Below are 21,967 nucleotides of genomic sequence, written 5' to 3' on the forward strand. Positions count from 1 at the left end.
GCTGTCTCCTTTTTACATAACTTCTTATTTTTCAAGAATGATTTTTTCGATGTCATCCAGCATCAGGTTAGCTGCAAGAACGCCGCCAGCTGTGTTCCATACTGCATCACTTACTTCGTGTACGTTACCGGCCTTTACCACTTCAAGGTTTTGGAATAGAGGGTCTTTCAACCACTCATCCTTCACTTTAGTGGCTTCACCGTCACCAGTTTCAAAGGAGAAATGGAACATAATATCGCCTTCCATCGCTGGAATTGTTTCTTTTGTAGCTTCTACCATAAAATTATCCACGTTTTGAGATTCAGGACGTGCAAAACCTAATTGATCCAAGATGATTCCGGAGAAAGAATCTTTTTGATAGATACGGACGTTACCCGCAGTGAAACGTATGACAGATACTTCCTGCTCCAGTTTATCGCCAAGCTCTTCGCTCATGCTTGCAACACGTGAATCGAAGTCGTCCATTACTTTCTTACCTTCTTCTTCTTTGTTCAATGCTTTTGAGTAAAGTGCAAAGTTTTCTTTCCAGTCACCTTTTAACGTCTCAGCGAAAACAGTTGGTGCGATGGCATTCAGTTGCTCGTAAACGTCCTCTTGACGAAGTTTGTTACCGATAATAAGGTCCGGTTTAAGAGCGGCAATCGCCTCCAGGTTTACTGCGCTTTCAGTACCGACAACTTCTACGCCTTCCATATCAGATTTGATATGATCGTACCAAGTGTCGCCCAACCAAGATTGAACCGCTCCAACAGGTTTAACTCCCATCGCAAGAAGCGCTTCTGTTCCTTCGTTTGTTAAAATAACCACTTTTTCAGGAGTGCCTTTGATTTCAGCGGTTCCCATTGCATGTTCCACTGTGTAGGATGTTTCTTCTTTTGGTGCATCCCCGTTGCCTTCGTTATCTTTGCCAGCATTATTGTTTCCACTATTATTGCCACAAGCAGCCAATAACAATGAAGTAACGATGCTTAATAGAAATAGTGTGAAAATCTTTTTGTTCTTAAACATTATGTAATTCCCCCGTTAATAGTGATAATGATTTTCATTTACAAATATGATATTACTGGGAATGAGAATGGTTGTCAATATATTTTTGAGAATGATTTTCAAAGTCATTGACACAATGGGTGTATTCTCCTAAACTTATAGTGGATATAAAAATGGTATATAGATAGAAGGTACTCATTATGTTATTACGGACAACAAGTCAAAAAATAATAGGGTTACTAGTGGGTTCCATCCTATTATTTCTCTGTTTTGTTGCAAGCATTATATATGGATATACAGATACAAGTATTGGCTTGGCCTTAGATGCATTCAGAAATTTCGATGGATCGAATGAACACATCATTGTTCAATCGGTAAGGCTGCCAAGAGCCATCATTGCCGCCATTGTGGGTGCGAGCTTGGCTTTATCAGGTTTATGGATGCAGGCTTTAACGAAAAACCCGCTAGCATCACCCGGTATCTTCGGAATTAATGCAGGCGCCAGTTTTTTCGTTGTTGTGGCAGTTTCCTTTTTTTCAGTTACATCACTACAAACATATACTTGGCTGGCATTCCTTGGAGCAGCCGTTGCAGCCTTTGCTGTTTATTTTATCGGTTCGATCGGGCGTGAGGGCCTGACCCCGATGAAGCTGACGCTTGCCGGCGCCGCTTTTGCCGCGATGTTCTCATCCCTGACGCAGGGGCTATTGGTAATCAATGAAACTGCACTCGATCAAGTATTGTTCTGGCTAGCCGGATCTGTCCAAGGGCGTAAGCTGGATGTTGTCACTGCAGTAGGCCCATATATTGCCGTAGCGTTCATCGCCTCTTTTTTCATCGGCAAAAAGATGAACCTATTGGCCATGGGAGATGATGTTGCAACCAGCTTAGGTGTAAAAACAGGCTTGGTGAAGCTTGTTGCAGCTGTCGTCATCATTCTATTGGCGGGAGGATCGGTTGCAATAGCCGGGCCGATTGTGTTCATTGGAATCGTCATCCCGCATGTGGCAAGATTTTTTGTTGGAACGGACCACCGCTGGCTTGCTCCATTTTGTACAATTCTAGGGGCGATCCTCCTTTTGGTGGCAGATATCGGAGCACGTTATGTCATCATGCCTCAAGAAGTTCCTGTTGGTGTCATGACGGCAATTGTCGGAACTCCATTCTTCATCTATATAGCGAGAAGGGGGTTCCATGGCAAATGAAAAAGTATAAAACATTCAGGCTTGGACAAAGTTCGGTTTCATTCTTTCTCGATAAAAAAGCGATGCTTGCCATACTCGGATTAGCCTTATCGGTGATTGCACTGTTTATTATCAGCACTGGAATGGGGGACATGAAAATCTCCCCCTGGAATGTGGTGAAGGTGTTTTTCGGATATGGAGATCAAATGGAGACACTAGTGGTCCAATCCTTCCGGTTACCGAGAATCATCATTGCTCTATTGGTGGGAATATCCCTCGCGGTTGCAGGAGCCATTTTACAAGGCATAATTCGGAACCCGTTAGCATCTCCTGATATTATAGGATTAACGGGTGGTGCTTCCACTGCGGTTGTCCTCTTTCTGGCACTTTTCAGTGATGACAACAATTCACTGACAGTCAGCATTCAATGGCTGCCATTGAGCGCCTTTATCGGTGCAACGGCAATAGCTATCGTAGTCTATACCCTTTCGTGGAAAAATGGTCTGTCTCCCGTACGCCTAGTGCTGATCGGGATCGGAATTTCCACGCTGATGCAGGCACTTACGACATTATTTATGATACTTGGCCCGATCTACCGCGCAAGCCAGGCTAATATATGGATCACCGGAACTGTTTACGGTTCCAACTGGGATCACGTGAAAATCCTTCTTCCATGGACGTTATTACTGTTACTGGTAAGCATCATGGTAGTAAGGCATCTGAATGTTCAAGAGCTTGGGGATGAAATTGCCACAGGTGTTGGTGGAGCGGTCCATAAACACCGGATGGGACTTTTGTTCCTTAGTACAGCACTGACAGGAGGTGCTGTTGCATTTGCAGGCGGAATCGGATTTGTCGGGCTGATGGCTCCTCATATTGCACGCAGGCTGGTGGGCTCCTCATTCGGGGTATTGATTCCGACTTCAGCCTTGATCGGTGCATTCCTGGTGATGCTTGCGGACCTGATCGGAAGAACCATGTTCTCGCCACTTGAAATTCCTGCCGGCGTATTTACAGCATCCATCGGCGCACCATATTTTATCTATCTGCTTTATAAAACGAGAAATGCATAACGAAAGGTGGAAAAAACATGAACGCATTAGAAACTCAGTCCCTGACATTATCCTACGGTGATTCCATTATTATCGAGGAATTAGATCTGAAAATCCCAAAAGGGGAAATTACCGTATTCATTGGAGGAAATGGTTGCGGGAAGTCCACTCTACTTCGTTCATTAGCTCGTTTGTTAAAGCCTGCTGAAGGGAATGTGCTCCTGGAAGGAAAAGCGATCTCCAAGCAGTCGACAAAGGAAATCGCAAAACAGCTTGCTATCTTGCCGCAGGGACCGGTCGCACCGGAAGGGTTATCGGTCCTGCAACTCGTCAAGCAAGGCAGATATCCTTACCAATCGTGGCTAAAGCAATGGTCCGATCATGATGAAAAAGTCGTATGGGATTCCCTTCGTGCAACCGGGATGGAGGAATTGGCGGAGCGTACGGTCGATTCCCTGTCAGGCGGGCAGCGCCAAAGAGCCTGGATCGCCATGACACTTGCACAGGAAACGGATGTCATCCTGCTCGATGAACCGACCACCTATCTGGACATGACACATCAGATTGAAATATTGGATCTCTTGTTTGAACTGAATGAAAAAGAAAACCGTACGATCATCATGGTCCTGCATGATCTGAATCTGGCTTGCCGCTATGCCCATCATATTGTTGCCATTCGTGATAAGCAGATTTATGCCCAAGGGAAACCTGAGGAAGTCATCAACTGTGATCTTGTGAAAAATGTCTTTGATATGAGCTGCCAGGTGACAACCGATCCGCTTTTCGGAACACCACTATGCATCCCTCATGGCAGAGGCCGATGCATCGTACCAAATCTGGAAGGGTTAAGGGCATGAGGATAGAAACAACAATCCTCACACACACTGAACAGAGGTTTTTGGAGGAGAATGGACGATTGGTGGTAGGCCGGTCTTCATCCCCGAATTCGGTGAAGCTTGCCTCGTTATTGGAAGAGGGAGCGGTTTGTGCCTATCTTGATACGATACGGGAAGATCTTGGCACCGATAAAAATGATGTTGCTGCATCCATGCTGCTGAAAAGACTAGGTTTTCTTGCAGTCAATTGTCTCTTAAGCATGTCAGCATTTAATAAGACCCTGAAAATCGACCCGGAGAATATTTGGCTGGATTCCTTCTATGACAAAGGAACCTGGCTGCCAAAAATCCGTTTCTATGAAATAGAGATGGAGGAGGCTCTATCGGAAGGTCGTAGTGATTGGAGAACAAGGCATTTTAATTCACTTTTCCAGGGGCTGTTTGTACCGTTAATCGAGCAAGTTGCGAAGGAAGCGAAAGTTTCAAGGCAGACCTTATGGGAAAATGTCATGCTCTATGTGTACTGGCTGTATGAAACCATCCTGCCGAAATTGGATGTGACCGAACATGCAACTGAAGATTTTCAGGCGCTCTTGGATGCACCTTCCTCTTTATTCGGAATGAACCGGAATCCAGCAGAAACCTTCTACAGTGAGAAAGTGTTTGTGGAGAAGCATCAAGCGAATATAAGGGTGAGGAAAACATGCTGCTTCTATTACCAGACCAATACTTCTGGCGCGCGTTGTTCAACCTGTCCACTCGAATGCAAAGTCTAGAGAGCAAGGTGAGGAGGAAATACGATGAATGAAAAATTGGAGCAACAGCTTGATGGATTACTTGAAAAATATACGGAGCTTCTTTTAGGGGAGTGCTCGGATGAACAAAAGGAAAACGTCAAGGCCTGGGTACTCTACACCTACATCGCAAAGTCCATGCCACCACTGGTTAAGCACTGGAACGAGCAATACCCGGATGCCAAGCAGGACATGATGACCCTGATCAAAGAAATTAAAGAATTGAATGATGCTCATCGTGCGGGCAGCGCAAAGAAATAGGACCGTCTTCCTTATCGGGAGATGGTTCTTTTTTTTTGTTAGTGCTACTGTGGGAGGAGAGTAAGCTATTGTTCGGGCGGAAATTGGTTAAATATGTAAAGTGGACAGATTATGACTTAGTTTGGACAGATTATTGCACCTTTCGGATAGATAATAGTAAGATTCCGACAGAATAATGCCCGGACCCGACAGAATACAACTCAAAGTGGACAGATTAAAACAAAATAGATACCAGGAAACAATCAATCAAAAAGAAAAAAGCAGCATCCATCGCTGCTTTTCCTCACTTATTGCATCATGCCGTTATTTCCATAAGGAAACTGGTTTGTATAGCCCTGGAATTGTTGGTATTGCTGCTGAAGTTTCTGCTGGTCAGCCTGTTCCAAGGCATACCAGCCCTTCTGGAACATAAGGTTGTACAATTCACGCTGGCAGTTCTGCGTTTCATTGAAGATTGCCAGTAAATCCGTATAGATCTGCTGATTGCTTGCCTCATTCAGTGCTGTGCTGTAGGAAGCGGTCATGTATTTTTCCGTTGCGAGCATATCATTGATGAAATCACGGTCATTCATTTGTGGTGTTTTTGGAACTTGCGTCTCCTGGTTTTGAATCTTCTGCTGGTTCATCCAGATTCCCCTCCTTTATTGAAGTGGCGATTGTTGTTGTTGCATTTGATTTTGGCCTTGAACATGGGATAGTACTTTCTGGTAATGGCGCTGGTGCATTTGGCCGGCTTTTTCAATGGCCTGTACCACTTCCTGGTCCTGACATTGACTTGCAAAAAAATGTGCCTTTTTCATCGCAAGCAGATTCCAAGAAAGCATATCTGCAAAATATAATGAGTCTTTGGTAGTGACAATTGCTGGTGGCTGTGGATAATAGCCTGTCTGCTGCGCAGTTGATGGCTGCTGTTGCTGTTGTTGTTGCATACAACGACCTCCTGATTTTCAATATCACTTGTATAATGTCCCGATTCTGCATTTCTATGTACGAAAACAGTTCTTTGTTGAAAAATAACTCCAAATAAAAAGCGACATAATTAACTATTTCCCGACAAATATTTTGTATTCAAACTTTTGAAAAGGTGATAAAATGAGGATGAGATTTATTTTTCCGCAAGGGTTGAAAGCGTTTACCGGTTTTTCGGAATAATATTAATAGGCTTGCACCTAAGTTTATATAGAGAGAACATCTAGAAGCAATGGGAGGAACAACATCATGGAACAAGTTATGCGCAATGCGTTTTTATTTTTATCAAAGAATAAAGCGTTAACAAAAATGGCAAGAAAATATGGCCTGCGATTCGGAGCGGGACGATTCGTAGCCGGGGAAAGAATTGATCAGGCAGTCCAAAGCATCAAGGAATTAAATGAAAAAGACCTGTGTGTGACCATTGATTATCTTGGTGAATTTATTGATACGGAACAGGAAGCAAATGAGATGGCAGACAACAGCATCGAAGCGATCCGTGCTATCGGAAGAGAAAAGCTTGATTCTCAGCTATCTTTAAAAATGACATCCATGGGTCTGGACATTTCCGACGAGATTGTTATGAAAAATATGCGCAGAATTTTGACTGCGGCCAAGGAAAACGGTGTATTTGTCACCATTGATATGGAAGACTATTCCCGCTGCGGCAAGACAATTGAAATCTTCAAGAGGCTGAAGGAAGAATTCGATAATGTAGGAACAGTCATCCAGGCTTACCTTTTCCGTACCGTTACGGATATCGAGGATTTGAATCAATACAATCCAAATCTTCGTCTGGTAAAGGGAGCATACAAAGAGTCACCAAATGTTGCTTTTCCTGAAAAGAAGGATGTAGACGATAACTTCAAAAAAATCATTGAAATGCATCTTTTGAACGGCAACTACACAGCAGTTGCGACGCATGATGATGCCATGATCGAGTTTACTAAAGAATTAGTAAAGAAGCACAATATCCCGAATGACCAATTCGAATTCCAGATGCTGTACGGAATTCGTCCGGAGCGTCAGCTGGAGCTAGTAAAAGAGGGCTACAAAATGCGCGTCTACGTTCCATATGGTACGGACTGGTACGGCTACTTCATGCGCCGTCTGGCGGAGCGTCCTGCAAACGTGGCATTCGTCCTTAAGGGTATGATAAAAAAATAATGGAACAAATGTAAAAGGGGGAGCGCGAACAATACGCTCTCCCTTTTAATATTATTCAGGAGAGAATTGGCTGATTAATCCTCCATATTCGCTTTCCCATACTGCTGATTATTGCTCGTCTTCTTCCCGCTATAATCCATCTCAACCGTCGGACCTGAATTTCCTTTCACGCTTGCTGCACTTTTAGCCGCATGTGAGGGTTGTTTTTTCATCTTTGCCATCCTTATCACCTCCGTCTTTCATATTTTTACCTCCAAGGAAAAACACATGCAGGTTGATCATGTAAAATAAAATGGAAAAACCTAATTTATTTATTGCGAAAATTCTATAAATACTTTATGATTGAAATCAAAGGAACTCTTGTAAAGGAGATATTTTTTTGGAGTAAAAATGAATGAGTATTCATTCAACAAATGAAATCAAATCAAATTCAACTATCAAGGGGGAGGAAGAATGAAACATAGTATTAAAAAGGCTGCTGTCATCGGATCTGGTGTGATGGGGTCCGGAATTGCGGCACATTTAGCAAACGTTGGTATTCCTACAATCTTGTTAGATATCGTTCCTAACAAACTAACGAGTGAAGAAGAGCAAAAGGGCTTAACACTCTCTGATAAAGCAGTACGTAATAAATATACGAGCACAGCTCTGCAAAAATTACTCAAACAAAAACCGGCACCACTGACAACCAAATCCAACCTGCAATTAATTGAAGCAGGCAACCTGGAAGATGACATCGCAAAAATTGCAGAATGTGACTGGGTGATTGAAGTCATCGTGGAAAACCTGGAAATCAAAAAGCAATTGTTTGAGAAAGTGGATGCTCATCGTAAGCAGGGCAGCATCATCAGCTCCAACACTTCGGGTATTAGCATTGAAGCAATGGCAGAAGGACGCTCGGATGATTTCAGAAAGAACTTCCTTGGTACACACTTTTTCAATCCACCACGCTACTTGAAATTATTAGAGGTCATTCCGACACAGGATACAGACCCTGAAGTGGTAAGCTTTATCAAAAGATTCGGGGAGGATGTCCTTGGAAAAGGAATCGTGCTTGCCAAAGATACGCCAAACTTTATTGCCAATAGAATCGGAACATACGGTTTGCTTGTTACGGTGAAGCAGATGCTTGAAGGCGGCTACAGTGTCGGTGAGGTTGATTCTGTTACAGGTCCGGCAATCGGAAGACCGAAAAGTGCAACATTCCGTACATTGGATGTAGTGGGACTTGATACATTCATCCATGTAGCAAACAATGTATTCGACAAAGTGGAAGGTGCGGAGAAGGAAGTTTTCCAAGTACCTGATTTTATGAAGAAAATGCAGGCGAACGGCTGGCTTGGAAGCAAATCCGGGCAAGGATTCTACCTGAAGCAGGGAAAAGAGATTCTCGAGCTGAATGCCGAGACATTTGAATATGAGCAAAGAAAAAAATTGAAAACGCCGGCATTGGAAATGAGCAAGCAGGCAAAAGGCTACAGCAATAAAATGAAAGCGCTTGTATACGCGGACGATCGTGCAGGCAATCTCCTTTGGAGCATCCTTGCGCCGGTTCTGAGCTATTCTGCAGAACTTCTTGGGGAAATTGCGGATGATATTGGGGCAATCGACCAGGCGATGAAGTGGGGCTTCGGCTGGGACCATGGACCTTTTGAAACATGGGATGCAATCGGTGTCGAAGAGTCCGTCATGAAAATGAAGGAAGACGGAATCCCGGTTCCGAAGTGGGTGGATGAGCTATTGGCAAATGGCCACCGCACTTTCTATAAAAAAGACAACGGGACCACTTCCTACTATGACAATGGCACATACAAAACAATGAATGTGAACAAAAAGGTTATCCACCTTAAAACATTGAAAGAAACAAAGGGCGTCATCAAAAAGAATTCCGGAGCAAGCCTGATCGATCTTGGGGATGATGTTGCACTACTGGAATTCAACTCGCCTAATAACGCAATAGGGCTTGATATCATCCAAATGGTCAATTACGCGATTGAGGAAGTGGATAAGAATTATAAAGGTCTTGTCATCGGCAACCAGGGCAAGAACTTCTGCGTAGGGGCAAACCTTGCAATGATACTGATGGAAGCGCAGGATGACAACTATTTCGAAATCGATATGGTTGTGAAGCACTTCCAGCAAGCGATGATGAAAATCAAATACAGTCCTAAGCCGGTAGTCGCTGCACCATTCGGCATGACACTCGGCGGCGGTACGGAAATATGCCTACCGACAAGCCAGCTTCAGGCATCCAGCGAAACGTATATGGGCCTTGTGGAAGTGGGAGTAGGACTCATCCCTGGTGGAGGCGGTAACAAAGAGCTGTATATCAAGCACTTGAACAGCATGCCAGAGGGATTGGACTATGACCTGCAAAAAGTGGCAAACAAGGTGTTCGAGCAGATTGCGACTGCAAAGGTATCCACATCAGCTGCAGAAGCGAGAAATCTGCACCTGCTGAATAACAAAGATCAAATCAGCTTTAACGGCGATCATCTCATACATGATGCAAAGCAAGCGGCACTTCATTTGTTTGAAGCAGGCTACACTCCACCGGTACGCAAAAAGATCCCAGTGGTAGGGGAAACAGGCTATGCCACACTGATGCTTGGTGCCTATAACTTGCAGTATTCAGGATTCATCTCTGAGCATGACCTGAAAATAGCCAAAAAACTGGCACATGTCATCGCTGGCGGAAATGTACCATATGGCACGGAAGTAGATGAACAGTACCTATTGGATCTTGAGCGCGAAGCATTCCTGAGCCTTGTAGGGGAAGTGAAATCCCAGCAGCGGATGCAGCACATGCTTGTAAAAGGAAAACCATTACGCAACTAATCTATTCATAGAATACTAAACTACTAGAAAAGCGAGGGGAGCACTTTGAAAGAAGCGGTGATAGTTGCTGGTGCTAGAACACCAGTAGGCAGAGCGAAAAAAGGATCTTTAGCTACAGTACGACCAGACGATCTAGGGGCATTGGTAGTAAAAGAAACATTAAGAAGAGCTGGCAATTACGATGGTCCAATCGATGACCTCATCTTTGGATGTGCGATGCCGGAAGCGGAGCAAGGATTGAACATGGCAAGAAATATCGGTGGATTGGCAGGACTTCCATCCAGTGTTCCAGCCATTACCATCAACAGATACTGCTCTTCAGGGTTACAAACAATTGCCTATGCTGCAGAGCGGATCATGCTTGGCCATTCTGAAAGCATCCTTGCAGGCGGAGCGGAATCCATGAGCATGGTGCCGATGGTCGGCCATACGGTGCGTCCAAACGCAAGACTTGTAGATTCAGCGCCGGAGTACTACATGGGTATGGGGCACACAGCCGAGCAGGTTGCGTCCAAATATGGTGTGAGTCGTGAAGATCAGGATGCTTTTGCTGTGAGAAGCCATGAAAGAGCGGCAAGAGCGATCCAGGAAGGCAAGTTTGTCGACGAAATCGTTCCTGTTGATGTAGCCGTACGAAAAGTTGGTGCTAATCACAAACTTCAGGAATCAAGCTTCACCTTCAGCCAGGATGAAGGTGTGCGACCAGGTACCACTCTTGATGTTTTAGGAAAACTGAGACCTGCTTTCAATATAAAAGGGTCAGTCACAGCCGGTAACTCTTCCCAGACTAGTGACGGTGCGGCATCCGTACTTGTTATGGAAAGGGAAAGAGCAGAGGCGTTGGGCTTGAAGCCAATCGCAAAATTCCGTTCCTTTGCAGTTGGAGGGGTTCCACCGGAAGTGATGGGTATCGGACCGGTAGTCGCGATTCCAAAAGCGTTAAAGCTTGCAGGACTCGAGCTTTCCGATATCGGATTGCTTGAACTGAACGAGGCCTTTGCTTCCCAGGCGATCCAGGTTATGCGTGAGCTTGGGCTTGATGAAGACAAGGTGAATGTAAATGGTGGTGCCATTGCACTCGGACATCCACTGGGTTGTACGGGATCTAAATTAACACTGACGCTGCTTCACGAAATGAAGCGCCGCAACGAGCAGTTCGGAATTGTCAGCATGTGCATCGGCGGCGGTATGGGTGCTGCTGGCGTGTTCGAATTATTAGCATAGAAAAACCATTTCAAGGAGGAAAATGATATGTCAAATACATTAGAAAATGTAGTAAAAGGCGGTAGCTTTCTGCTGGATGATATTGCAGCTGAAAAAGTGTTCACACCTGAGGACTTCACGGATGAGCATAAACTGATTGCCAAAACGACTGAGGAGTTTGTGGTAAATGAAGTGGTCCCGAATCTGGAGCAGATCGAGCACCATAACTTCGATATCTCTGTAAAGCTTTTGAAAGAAGCTGGAGAGCTTGGACTTTTAGGAGCGGATGTACAGGAGGAATACGGCGGATTCGGGCTGGATAAAATCAGTTCTTCCCTCATCACGGAAAAATTCTCAAGAGCGGGCGGATTCTCTTTATCCTATGGAGCACATGTAGGAATCGGTTCACTGCCAATCGTCCTCTTCGGAAATGAAGACCAAAAGCAAAAATATCTGCCAAAGCTTGCATCCGGTGAATTATTGGCAGCCTATGCATTGACAGAGCCTGGTTCAGGTTCTGATGCACTTGGCGCAAAAACAACCGCTAAATTGAACGCAGAAGGCACTCACTATGTCCTGAACGGTGAAAAGCAGTGGATTACCAATGCAGGATTTGCAGATGTGTTTGTTGTCTATGCAAAAGTGGATGGCGAGCATTTCTCCGCTTTCATCGTGGAACGTGAGTATGAAGGGGTATCCACTGGGCCGGAAGAAAAGAAAATGGGTATCAAAGGCTCTTCTACTCGTACCTTGGTTTTGGAAGATGCGAAGGTTCCGAAAGAAAACCTGCTAGGTGAAATTGGCCGCGGCCACGTTATCGCATTCAATATCCTGAATATCGGCCGTTACAAATTGGCGGTAGGGACTGTTGGGGGCTCCAAGCGTGGAATCGAGCTGGCTGCCACTTATGCCAACCAGCGTCAGCAATTCAAAACGCCAATCGCCAAGTTCTCTTTAATCCAGGAGAAGTTGGCAAACATGGCGACAAAAACATATGCAACGGAAAGCTCCGTTTATCGTACAGTTGGTCTTTTTGAAGACAGCATGGGCAGACTGACGAAGGAAGAGGAGAAAGATCCTAATGCTGTTGCAAAAGCAGTAGCGGAATACGCAATTGAGTGTTCCCTGAATAAAGTATTCGGTTCTGAGACACTGGACTTTGTAGTGGATGAAGCGGTTCAAATCCATGGAGGCTACGGTTTCATGGCTGAATATGAAGTGGAAAGAATGTACCGTGACTCCCGTATCAACCGTATCTTTGAAGGGACAAACGAAATCAACCGCCTATTGGTGCCAGGCACATTTTTACGAAAAGCATTAAAAGGGGAACTTCCACTGATCCAAAAAGCTCAAAGCCTACAGGAAGAATTGATGATGCTTATGCCTGAGGAAGTTGGCGATGGCGTATTGGAACAGGAAAGATATCTTGTAAAGAACGCGAAGAAAATTGCCATCTTAATGACAGGCTTAGCTGCACAGAAATATGGAAAAGCGTTGGAAAGAGAACAAGAGTTGCTTGTCAACATCGCTGACATCATCAGCAATGTCTACTCCATGGAGTCTGCAGTCCTTCGTACAGAAAAGGCGATTGCCAAGTCAGGTGAAGAAAAGAACAAGCAAAAGATCCTTTACACGCAAGTATTCTGCCAAGAGGCATTCAACCAGATCGAAGCGGATGCAAAAGAAACGTTGATTGCAGCAGAAACCGGCGACACATTGCGCATGATGCTTTCCGCGCTTCGCAAATTCACACGCCACACACCAATCAATGTAGTAGCAAAAAAACGCGAAATCGCAGCTGCAGTATTGGATGCACAGAAGTACACTGTATAACCATTCTTACCATAAGGCGCTTGGAATTCTCCAAGCGCTTTATTTTTTTTGAAGAAGGATTTATGCAAAATAGGTCGAATAATAGAAAATAGCGTGTTGAAAATTAGGAGTAATCTTCTCCTTTGTGCTACAATATATGAGTAAATTCTTGTATGTAAGGTGGTGCAAAACGTAATGAATGTGACATTTTACTGGTATCCGAAATGCGGCACTTGCAGGAATGCAAAAAAGTGGTTAGAGCAGCATAATGTAGCACTGAATGAAGTACATATTGTTGAAAATCCGCCTTCCAGCCAAGAGCTGGAGGAACTATACAAGAAAAGCGGATTGGAATTGAAGAAGTTCTTCAACACCAGCGGCATGAAATACCGCGAACTGGGCTTGAAGGACAAACTGAAGACCATGTCCGAAGCTGAAATGCTGGATACATTGGCAACAGATGGCATGCTGATCAAACGCCCGATCACAACCGACGGCAACAATGTGACTGTTGGTTTCAATGAAAAGCTGTTTGAAGACACCTGGAAATAAGAAAGCTCATTTCTTACCGCAATTTTTGCGGTATGAGTTCTAAATACTATCACTTTTATGGAGGTCAAGAATGATGAACACACCTAAAGAATTGCGCTATTCCGAAGAACATGAGTGGGTAAAAGTAGAAGGCGAAAAAGTACGCGTTGGTATCACTGATTTTGCACAATCCGAGCTTGGAGATATCGTATTTGTGGAACTTCCTGAAGTTGGAGATGAAATCTCTGCAGATGAGCCATTTGGAAGTGTAGAATCGGTTAAAACGGTTTCTGAACTTTACGCTCCTATCAGTGGGAAAGTGGTAGAAGTAAACGAAGACCTGAATGACAGCCCTGAGTTTGTAAACGAGTCCCCTTACGAAAAAGCTTGGATGATCGTTGTTGAGCCAACGGAAGCAGGCGAAGTGGACAAGCTTATGACTGCTGAGCAGTACGAGGCAATGACAAAAGAAGACTAATAACCAGACACCATTCCGGGCACCATAAATTTAGCTGCCAATACAGTCTAAAAGGGTGATATGGAATGACTTTGGAAAATAAACGGTTAGACATCACAGATCGAGTTGTCGGGAAGTTGTCGGATCAAGGATTCAATCTTTACGTGGAGAACGAATCCATCGGTCAAGTGACTTTCACGGAACGAGGGAACCAATATTCGTTGAAAAACGGGTACGAACAGGAAGGAAGCCATATTTTCCAACAGGTTCAGGTACCGTCTGAAAAAGATGCCAAATATGTAGATTGCGACGACGAAAATGGATGGTGTTAGCCATCGGTGGGGTTGGGACCTTATAAAGTTCCGCCCCTTTTTTCTATTAACTGCACTTATATTCAATAAAAAGGGGAACATTCATAGTAAGCAGAATATGAATAGTATAAAGAATGGTTGCTTTATACACTTTTAAGAACAGGTGATGGGTATGGAAATGATCGATGTAGACAAAATCATCATTGTCGAGGGGAAATCGGATAAAAAAAGGATTCAGCAGATTATCAACGAACCCGTTCATATCATATGTACGAATGGCACAATAAGTGTGACACGATTAGACGAATTGATGGAAGACCTATATGATAAGGAAGTGTATATTTTAGTGGACTCCGATGATTCCGGGGACAAACTGCGGAGGCTTTTCAAGCGGGAATTCCCGGAAGCGGAGCATCTCTATATCGATCGCATGTATCGGGAGGTAGCAAGCGCTCCCTACCAGCATATTGCGACTGTATTGCTAAGTGCAAATATCGATATTCATACACACTATTTATAATAAGCATTATGCAACGAGGATGAGGAAATGAAGGATTGGACAAAAGAACAGCTATTAGATGAAATAGAGAAAGACCAGGTGACAGTTGTGTACTTTTACACTCCCATGTGCGGAACATGCCAGGTAGCCAGGAGGATGCTTGAAGTGACAAAAGAGCTTTTTCCGTCCTATCAGTATGGCATGCTCGATGTCAATTACATTCGGGAGCTCGCGATCCAATGGGAAATAGAAAGTGTTCCCTGCCTGATGATATTCAGAAAAGGAACCATCCATGAAAAATTGTACGCGTTCCACTCGGTGGAGCACCTCTTTATGCTATTTCAAAAATATAAGAATGAGTAAGTAAAAAACACCTTTAGCGGGGTGTTTTTTTATGTGTGTTTACGTTTGATTTACTGTTACAGGTAATTTATAATTAAGAACACCAGTTCGTTGAAGGAGGATTAATATATGAGCAATCAAAGCAGAGTGCTATTTTACGGAGCAATCAGTGTGGATGGCTACCTAGCACGTGAGGATCATTCATTGGATTGGCTGATCGGTACGGAAGGGGAGGAGGACACCACCTATCAAGAATTCTACGACAGCATAGATACCATTGTGATGGGGCGTAAAACCTATGAACAGATTCTGATTCTTTCACCGGATGAATTTCCGTATAAAGGAAAGGAATGCTATGTTTTCTCCCGTACTATGACAGGATCAAATGAGAACGTCACTTTCATCAATGAAGATGTAGCAGAATTCACTAAATCCTTAAAGAACAAGCAAGGTAAAAGGATATGGATTGTCGGTGGCGGAGAGGTATTGGACCCGATTCTAAAAGATAAGCTGGTGGATGAATTCATCATTCAAATTGCCCCTTCCATCATCGGTCGCGGTATTCCCTTGTTCATGCCAGGAGACCATGAAAACAGATTGAAGCTATTGGATGTAAGACGCTATAAGCAATTTGCCGAAATGCATTATGAAACAATCAGATAAATATAAAAGACGCTGTTAATGAAATTTATGTAACTAGCTGTTGATTGGAGCAATAGGCGAAGACTCCTGCGGGTGGTAGCGGTAGACTTGAGACCCCGCAGGCAAAGCCGAGGAGACTCAAGCACCGCCCCTTGGATCGCTGCGCCTAGTGCGGAAATCAACAGCGGTGTTTTATAGAACCGACATATAATGCATTGGATAGAATTGAATTGCAGGAAATAGAAAGTAAAGATTATAGCCACTAATAGAAGAAGGCAAGAAACAGTAAAATGTTCCTGTCTTCTTTTCTTTGATTTCGCCCCAAAAGATGAACGTAAACCAAGTAATTTTTCTCTTGCCATTTTTCAGAAAAAGGAGTAAATTTGTTTAGGGATGCGAAATAAAAAACACAAGGGGCACAAGATGAAAAACTTTCGATGGCTTCAGTCATTCAAACAATATAACCGCAATATCCAATTGTTATTTATGGTCAATATCCTCACCCAGATAGGGTTGGGGATTTTCATGATCGTCTACAATTTCTACATCAGGGAACTGGGATACAGCGAAACAGTGAATGGAAGCATGATTGCAATGGCTTCCTTGGCGGCAGCCATTATCCTCATTCCTGCAGGGATTATGAGCGATAAGCTTGGCAGGCGTAGAATGATGATATATGGAGTGCTGTTTACCGGCATCTTCATGCTATTTCGGAGCATTTTTGAACTACAGTCCCTCCTTCTGATCAGTTCCTTCATTTCCGGGATTGCGATGGCATTTATCCAGGTTACAGGTGTACCGTGGCTTGCGGAGATCTCCACAAAGTCCGAAAGAGTCAAACTGTTCAGCTACCATTTCGCAGTGATGATGGGAGCGAATGTGGTCGGTAATCTCCTTGGGGGTACTTTGACAGATCTATTCCTCCATCTTGTTGGATTAAGTCCGGTATGGAGCGTCAGGCTTACATTGCTGATAGGTAGCGTCATTTTCTTTATCGGTTTATTCCCACTCCTTAAAACAACAGAAACTCCTAGGAAAATAGAAAAAACCGGATTTTCTTTAAAAGGGCTTTTTACCTCTATGCCAAAGGGCCAATTGAAGTTGATCATTATGTTTGCTGCAGCACAGATTCTCATTGGTTTCGGGTCGGGGCTCGTCATTCCTTATCTCAATTTATATTTTGCGGATCGTTTCCATACTTCCAATTCCTCGATCGGGCTTGTACTGTCATTGGGTCAAGCGGTGACGGCAGTTGCTATGATCATCGGTCCCGCGCTGGTGAGACGCGTAGGAGATATACGGGCAGTCGTGATTCTCCAGCTATTGTCGCTTCCGTTTATGATGATTACGGCATTTACGCATACCTTCTGGCTGGCCGCGCTGGGATTTCTGTTCCGACAGGCACTGATGAACGCAGCCAATCCAATCATTTCCTCCATGATGATGGAAAAAGTGGATGATAAGCTTAAGGGTTTTGCGAATTCCATCAGCCAGATGGTATTCTCTCTTGGTTGGGCAAGTATGGGACCGGTTTCGATGACCATCGTATTGATGTACGGGGATTATTGGGGTTATGCTATCGTGTTCTCCATTACTGCTGTCCTTTATTTGACAAGTTCGACTTACTTTTATTTGGCATTCAGAGGAAAATCGACGGCAACCTATCAAAAAGCAAGGCTTAAGACATCATAGATTGACATATTTCTTGGGAAATGAAACCCGAAAAGCAAATAACCACGATATTTGTTGGAAAGCACATGCAGGATTTCCCCTCTTTTTCATGAATATTGGTAGTATAAAAAGGGGGAAACACAATGAAAAGCATGTTGGAGGTATTTCTAGATAGAGTAAGAAAGAAAGCGCATATCCACGAAATATTGCCTGCTTATTCACTTACCTGTTGTTTGGTATCAGAAAATGACAGTTCGATATTTATCATAAGCCGAGATAAAATAGAATTGATTGACAGCTTTGAATCCTTGGATATCAAGGTGGAGGGACCATCAGACATTCTTTGTGAACTCCTTAATGGAGCGGTAAAGCTTACGAATGATAAACTGATTTTCCGGGGGAGCTTTCGTCAATTTCTTTTGCTGGATTCCCTTTTGATTCTATCTAAGGAAGCCCATTCATAAGGTTTGAGCCGCTCTTCTGTCCCAAATAGAGGATTATGCTTTGATGCTGGCGAAATTGTTGTTTACAGAATGGAGAAGCAGATGTGGAGCGGAGTGGTAATATGTATTATTTTATTGTGAACAAGACTTCGGGCAATGGAAAAGGCTCTGTTATATGGAAGAAGGTTCAAAATCTCTTGGAAGCCAAGAGGGTTGATTATAAGGTTCTGTTTACTGATGGTTCCGACCAGGATGCTATGCTTGTGGAAAGCATCATCCATAAGGATATTTCAGCCATAGTGGTAGTTGGTGGAGATGGAACGATCCATGGGGTAGCTAATTCAATAGCAAATAGGGATGTGCCGATGGGAATAATTCCGGCAGGGTCCGGCAATGATTTTGCAAGAAGTCTGCAGATTCCAAAGCATCATGAAAAAGCGTTGAACCGAATACTGACAGGTAAAGTGAAAAAAATGGATTTGGGAAGGGTCGGTCATGAATTTTTCATTACAATTGCCGGAATAGGCTTTGATGGCAAAGTTGCCAAGGTAACGAACGAATCCAAGGTAAAGAAGCTGCTTAATAAATTGAACTTGGGCAGTTTTTCTTACATATACAGTTTGATAAAAGTATTGTTTACATATGAACCTACCTCAGCAACCATCAAAATAGATGAGGATATCCATCATTTCAAGGAAGTGTGGATGATTTCCGTTGCCAATCTTCCCTATTATGGGGGAGGCATCAAAATTTGTCCGGACGCAGAAGCGGATGATGGCTTATTGGATATCTGCGTCCTGCATGGAGTAAACCGATGGGAGTTGTTGATGGTGTTCCCTAGTGCTTTTTCAGGGAAACATATTACCCATAAAAATGTTACGATGCTAAAAGGTAAAGACATCTTCATTACACCGGAGAAAGAATTGGTCATTCAGTGTGATGGGGAGATTGTGGAGCAAAAAACGATTGCCCTTACGGTAGAAAAAGAGGCTTTGCAAATTTTATAGTTTTTTTGTTTGACAGACCAATATCACCGTGATACGATTACACTCGTTACTTAAAAAATAATCTGATTTACCCAAATACTTAATTGAATATTGTTATCTCTTATCGAGAGAGGTGGAGGGACGTGCCCTATGAAACCCGGCAACCGTCAACAAGGAATTGTTGAAATGGTGCCAATTCACACAAAGCATACGATTGCTTTGATAGATGAGAGAAAGGACTTTTTTAATATTTAATCCTTTCTGCTCATTGCTGCGGAAAGGATTTTTTGTTTTCTATTAACTTGTGTGGGTAAGCTAAGAAAAGCTAGATAGAAGGAAGGTGTTCGTATGATCTCATTACAGGGTGTAAAAAAGATATTCCAAACGAGAAATGGAAAAGTTACCGCTGTGGATGATATAGATTTATCGATTAATCAGGGAGAAATTTTTGGCATCATCGGTTATAGTGGTGCAGGGAAAAGCACATTGATCCGGATGCTGAACGGATTGGAGACTCCAACAAGCGGAGTGGTGGATGTGGCTGGCCGTGATCTAGGAAAGGTCAGAGGCAGGCAGCTCCGAGAAGCACGGCAGGAAATCAGCATGATTTTCCAGCATTTCAATCTGCTGTGGTCAAGAACGGTGAAAGAGAACATCGCATTTCCATTGGAGATTGCCGGTGTAAAGCGTGAAGACAGAAACAGGCGTGTTGCTGAACTTGTGAAGCTTGTCGGCCTGGAAGGAAGAGAGGATTCCTATCCGTCACAGCTCAGTGGAGGGCAGAAGCAGAGAGTAGGTATTGCAAGGGCGTTGGCAAATAACCCAAAAGTACTTCTGTGTGACGAAGCAACTTCAGCTCTTGATCCACAAACAACAGATTCCATCCTGGATCTGTTGGTGGATATCAATAAGAGATTAAAACTGACGATCGTATTGATAACACATGAAATGCATGTTATCAGGAAAATCTGTCACCGGGTAGCTGTGATGGAGGCTGGAAGAATCGTGGAGCAAGGAAATGTTCTGGAGGTATTCCGTAAGCCTGAACAACCGATTACAAAGCGTTTTGTGAAACAGGTCACGGAACCTGAGGAAACCCAGGAAACGATAGAGCATCTTTTGGCCGAGTTCCCGCAAGGCAGAGTGATTCAGCTCACTTTCGTCGGGGCATCTGCCGAACAGCCTATCATCACGAATCTGATTCGCAAATTTGCAATAGATGTCAATATTCTGCAAGGGAAAATCTCTCAAACCCAAAATGGAGCCTATGGCACGTTATTTGTCCACTTGGATGGCGAAGAATCAGAAGTGGATAAGGCGCTTGCATACATTCGTGAACAGCAGGTGGAGTTGGAGGTGATGACGAATGTTTGAACGCGTTAACTGGGATAAGATGTACGATGCAACAATGGAAACACTTTATATGAGTAGTATCTCGGTACTAATTACATTCTTCCTAGGTATTATTCTTGGCCTTTTATTATTTTTAACAGCTAAGGGAAACATATGGCAGAACAGATTCATCAATGGATTGGTAGCAGCCGTTGTTAATATATTTCGTTCCATTCCGTTCGTGATCCTGATCGTATTGTTGATTCCATTTACAAGAACGATACTGGGTACTATTATCGGAGCGGATGCTGCATTGCCGGCCCTGATCATCGGAGCAGCACCTTTCTACGCGCGTATGGTGGAAATCGCCCTGAGGGAAATTGACAAAGGTGTGATTGAAGCGTCCCGTTCCATGGGGGCGAAAACCTCCGAAATCATTTGGAAAGTATTGCTTCCGGAATCAATGCCAGCCCTTGTTTCAGGGATTACGGTAACAGCCATTGCAATAGTAAGCTATACAGCAATGGCAGGCTTTGTCGGAGCTGGCGGGTTAGGAAATCTGGCCTTTCTTGATGGCTTCCAGCGTAACAACTGGGATGTTACCTTTGTATGTACGATCATCATTTTAATTATTGTGTTTGTTATCCAATTTATTGGTGACTTTATAACAGCTAAATTAGACAAACGATAGGAAAGCGGGGATTTTACAGATGAAAAAATTATTAAGCTTTGCAGTCATTTCTTTATTGGTTTTAGTATTGGCAGCTTGTGGTTCCAGTGATGAAGGCGGGAACGGTTCAGGTGACGGAAAAGGTATAAAAGAAGGTAAGCTGGTTGTAGGTGCATCCAATGTACCCCACGCTGAAATTCTTGAAGAGGCGGCTCCTTTATTAGAAGAAAAAGGGATCGAGCTAGAAATTAAAACATTCTCTGACTATGTTATTCCTAACCAAGCTTTAAGAGATAAAGATCTTGATGCTAACTTTTTCCAACATGAGCCTTACCTGAAATCTCAGATTGCTGATAACGGCTATGAGTTTGAAAGTGCAGGCGGTGTTCATATCGAGCCGATCGGTGTTTACTCCAAAAAACATGACAACCTGGAGGACCTTCCAAAAGGTGCGGAAATCTTGATGAGTAACTCTGTTGCTGACCACGGCCGTATCCTTTCCATGCTTCAAGAAAAAGGATTGATCACACTGAAAAAAGGTGTGGAAAAAACTGCTGCAACTGTGGAAGATATCGAAGAAAACCCGAAAGATTTGCAGTTCAACACACAATTCGAAGCGGCATTCCTTCCTCAAGCATACTTGAATGGTGATGGAGATGCGGTTCTAATCAACGGGAACTATGCACTTGGTGCTGATATCGACCCTGCGAAAGAAGCGATTGCCCTTGAATCACCGGAAGACAACCCGTATGTGAACCTTGTAGTTATACGTTCTGAAGACAAAGACAATGAGCAGATCAAAGCATTGGTGGAAGTTCTTCAATCCGAAGACATCAAAAAGTTCATCGAAGAGAAATATCAAGGTACTGTTATTCCTGCTGGGGAGTAATGGTTATGAAAAAGCGTCCTTCATTGGACGCTTTTTTTTGTTGGATGGTGATGCGGATGAATACATTCCTCCTTCCTAAACAAATACTAAC

The 21,967-nt window shown here is 43.6% G+C and carries 25 protein-coding genes and 1 riboswitch; of the genes, 21 read left to right on the forward strand and 4 right to left on the reverse strand.

The genetic code is table 11. From position 1 onward, the window contains the following. Positions 1–24 precede the first annotated feature (24 nt). The gene (locus ACFVAD_RS13865; RefSeq protein ID WP_386641007.1) at positions 25–1,008 is read right to left on the reverse strand and encodes an ABC transporter substrate-binding protein; all 984 of its coding nucleotides are present in this window, start codon (positions 1,006–1,008) and stop codon (positions 25–27) included. 179 nt (positions 1,009–1,187) lie between these two features. On the opposite strand from ACFVAD_RS13865, the gene ACFVAD_RS13870 reads away from it, so the two are divergent. From ACFVAD_RS13870 to ACFVAD_RS13890, 5 genes are read left to right on the forward strand one after another with little or no spacing between them, the layout of a single operon-like run. Continuing rightward, the gene (locus ACFVAD_RS13870; RefSeq protein WP_386641010.1) at positions 1,188–2,192 is read left to right on the forward strand and encodes a FecCD family ABC transporter permease; all 1,005 of its coding nucleotides are present in this window, start codon (positions 1,188–1,190) and stop codon (positions 2,190–2,192) included. Further along, the gene (locus ACFVAD_RS13875; RefSeq protein ID WP_386641013.1) at positions 2,189–3,244 is read left to right on the forward strand and encodes a FecCD family ABC transporter permease; all 1,056 of its coding nucleotides are present in this window, start codon (positions 2,189–2,191) and stop codon (positions 3,242–3,244) included. Before ACFVAD_RS13870 ends, ACFVAD_RS13875 begins: the two co-directional genes overlap by 4 nt. Before the next feature lie 17 nt (positions 3,245–3,261). Next, positions 3,262–4,080, forward strand: a complete 819-nt coding sequence (locus ACFVAD_RS13880) for an ABC transporter ATP-binding protein (RefSeq protein ID WP_204412328.1) — start codon at positions 3,262–3,264, stop codon at positions 4,078–4,080. Beyond that, the gene (locus tag ACFVAD_RS13885; RefSeq protein WP_386641017.1) at positions 4,077–4,835 is read left to right on the forward strand and encodes an IucA/IucC family C-terminal-domain containing protein; all 759 of its coding nucleotides are present in this window, start codon (positions 4,077–4,079) and stop codon (positions 4,833–4,835) included. The genes ACFVAD_RS13880 and ACFVAD_RS13885 overlap by 4 nt, the downstream gene beginning before the upstream one ends. 24 nt (positions 4,836–4,859) lie before the next feature. Next, positions 4,860–5,114, forward strand: coding sequence for a YusU family protein (locus tag ACFVAD_RS13890; RefSeq protein ID WP_386641020.1), 255 nt, complete (start codon positions 4,860–4,862; stop codon positions 5,112–5,114). 287 nt (positions 5,115–5,401) lie between these two features. On the opposite strand, the gene ACFVAD_RS13895 is transcribed toward ACFVAD_RS13890, so the two are convergent. Both ACFVAD_RS13895 and ACFVAD_RS13900 read right to left on the reverse strand, forming a co-directional pair. Then, positions 5,402–5,740 carry a spore coat protein gene (locus tag ACFVAD_RS13895; protein WP_386641023.1) on the reverse strand — a complete coding sequence of 113 codons (339 nt, stop codon included), beginning with the start codon at positions 5,738–5,740 and terminating at the stop codon, positions 5,402–5,404. 15 nt (positions 5,741–5,755) lie between these two features. After that, positions 5,756–6,043 (reverse strand): hypothetical protein, encoded by a 288-nt coding sequence (locus ACFVAD_RS13900; RefSeq protein WP_386641026.1) that lies wholly within the window; start codon positions 6,041–6,043, stop codon positions 5,756–5,758. A gap of 289 nt (positions 6,044–6,332) precedes the next feature. Here ACFVAD_RS13900 and ACFVAD_RS13905 point away from each other — a divergent pair, with 289 nt between their 5' ends. Beyond that, entirely contained in the window at positions 6,333–7,250 is a 918-nt protein-coding gene (locus tag ACFVAD_RS13905) for a proline dehydrogenase family protein (RefSeq protein WP_386641029.1), read from the forward strand. A gap of 74 nt (positions 7,251–7,324) precedes the next feature. Here the strand turns inward: ACFVAD_RS13905 and ACFVAD_RS13910 are convergent, their stop codons facing one another. After that, a complete protein-coding gene (locus ACFVAD_RS13910) occupies positions 7,325–7,471 on the reverse strand; it encodes a YuzL family protein (RefSeq protein ID WP_386641032.1) in 147 nt (48 codons plus the stop codon). Positions 7,472–7,703: 232 nt separating this feature from the next. Here ACFVAD_RS13910 and ACFVAD_RS13915 point away from each other — a divergent pair, with 232 nt between their 5' ends. The 15 genes from ACFVAD_RS13915 to ACFVAD_RS13985 all read left to right on the forward strand — a co-directional run bounded on the left by ACFVAD_RS13915 (position 7,704) and on the right by ACFVAD_RS13985 (position 21,876). After that, positions 7,704–10,088: a 3-hydroxyacyl-CoA dehydrogenase/enoyl-CoA hydratase family protein gene (locus ACFVAD_RS13915; RefSeq protein WP_386641034.1), complete on the forward strand. Its 2,385-nt coding sequence runs from the start codon at positions 7,704–7,706 to the stop codon at positions 10,086–10,088. A gap of 45 nt (positions 10,089–10,133) precedes the next feature. Continuing rightward, positions 10,134–11,312, forward strand: coding sequence for an acetyl-CoA C-acetyltransferase (locus ACFVAD_RS13920; RefSeq protein WP_386641037.1), 1,179 nt, complete (start codon positions 10,134–10,136; stop codon positions 11,310–11,312). Positions 11,313–11,339: 27 nt separating this feature from the next. After that, the gene (locus tag ACFVAD_RS13925) at positions 11,340–13,124 is read left to right on the forward strand and encodes an acyl-CoA dehydrogenase family protein (RefSeq protein WP_386641040.1); all 1,785 of its coding nucleotides are present in this window, start codon (positions 11,340–11,342) and stop codon (positions 13,122–13,124) included. Positions 13,125–13,298: 174 nt separating this feature from the next. Continuing rightward, positions 13,299–13,655, forward strand: coding sequence for an arsenate reductase family protein (locus ACFVAD_RS13930; protein WP_386641043.1), 357 nt, complete (start codon positions 13,299–13,301; stop codon positions 13,653–13,655). 73 nt (positions 13,656–13,728) lie between these two features. Further along, positions 13,729–14,112, forward strand: a complete 384-nt coding sequence (gene gcvH, locus ACFVAD_RS13935; RefSeq protein WP_386641441.1) for a glycine cleavage system protein GcvH — start codon at positions 13,729–13,731, stop codon at positions 14,110–14,112. 65 nt (positions 14,113–14,177) lie between these two features. After that, positions 14,178–14,423, forward strand: coding sequence for a YusG family protein (locus ACFVAD_RS13940; RefSeq protein WP_386641046.1), 246 nt, complete (start codon positions 14,178–14,180; stop codon positions 14,421–14,423). 151 nt (positions 14,424–14,574) lie between these two features. Then, on the forward strand, positions 14,575–14,922 hold the full coding sequence (locus tag ACFVAD_RS13945; protein WP_386641049.1) for a toprim domain-containing protein: 348 nt from the start codon (positions 14,575–14,577) through the stop codon (positions 14,920–14,922). A 27-nt stretch (positions 14,923–14,949) separates the two neighbouring features. Further along, positions 14,950–15,264 carry a thioredoxin family protein gene (locus ACFVAD_RS13950; RefSeq protein ID WP_386641052.1) on the forward strand — a complete coding sequence of 105 codons (315 nt, stop codon included), beginning with the start codon at positions 14,950–14,952 and terminating at the stop codon, positions 15,262–15,264. A 108-nt stretch (positions 15,265–15,372) separates the two neighbouring features. Beyond that, positions 15,373–15,906: a dihydrofolate reductase family protein gene (locus tag ACFVAD_RS13955; protein WP_386641055.1), complete on the forward strand. Its 534-nt coding sequence runs from the start codon at positions 15,373–15,375 to the stop codon at positions 15,904–15,906. A 402-nt stretch (positions 15,907–16,308) separates the two neighbouring features. After that, positions 16,309–17,577 (forward strand): MFS transporter, encoded by a 1,269-nt coding sequence (locus ACFVAD_RS13960; protein ID WP_386641057.1) that lies wholly within the window; start codon positions 16,309–16,311, stop codon positions 17,575–17,577. A gap of 122 nt (positions 17,578–17,699) precedes the next feature. After that, on the forward strand, positions 17,700–18,020 hold the full coding sequence (locus ACFVAD_RS13965; protein ID WP_386641060.1) for a hypothetical protein: 321 nt from the start codon (positions 17,700–17,702) through the stop codon (positions 18,018–18,020). An 83-nt stretch (positions 18,021–18,103) separates the two neighbouring features. After that, complete coding sequence (locus ACFVAD_RS13970) at positions 18,104–19,006, forward strand: diacylglycerol/lipid kinase family protein (protein ID WP_386641063.1); 903 nt, start codon at positions 18,104–18,106, stop codon at positions 19,004–19,006. Positions 19,007–19,103: 97 nt separating this feature from the next. Further along, positions 19,104–19,218: riboswitch (SAM riboswitch) on the forward strand. A gap of 115 nt (positions 19,219–19,333) precedes the next feature. After that, on the forward strand, positions 19,334–20,359 hold the full coding sequence (locus tag ACFVAD_RS13975) for a methionine ABC transporter ATP-binding protein (protein ID WP_386641066.1): 1,026 nt from the start codon (positions 19,334–19,336) through the stop codon (positions 20,357–20,359). Beyond that, entirely contained in the window at positions 20,352–21,008 is a 657-nt protein-coding gene (locus ACFVAD_RS13980) for a methionine ABC transporter permease (RefSeq protein ID WP_386641069.1), read from the forward strand. The genes ACFVAD_RS13975 and ACFVAD_RS13980 overlap by 8 nt, the downstream gene beginning before the upstream one ends. 19 nt (positions 21,009–21,027) lie before the next feature. Next, positions 21,028–21,876, forward strand: a complete 849-nt coding sequence (locus tag ACFVAD_RS13985) for a MetQ/NlpA family ABC transporter substrate-binding protein (RefSeq protein WP_386641071.1) — start codon at positions 21,028–21,030, stop codon at positions 21,874–21,876. Positions 21,877–21,967 lie beyond the last annotated feature (91 nt).

This window comes from Sutcliffiella sp. NPDC057660 (genome assembly GCF_042800035.1).
In the GTDB taxonomy this organism is placed as follows: domain Bacteria; phylum Bacillota; class Bacilli; order Bacillales; family Bacillaceae_I; genus Sutcliffiella_A.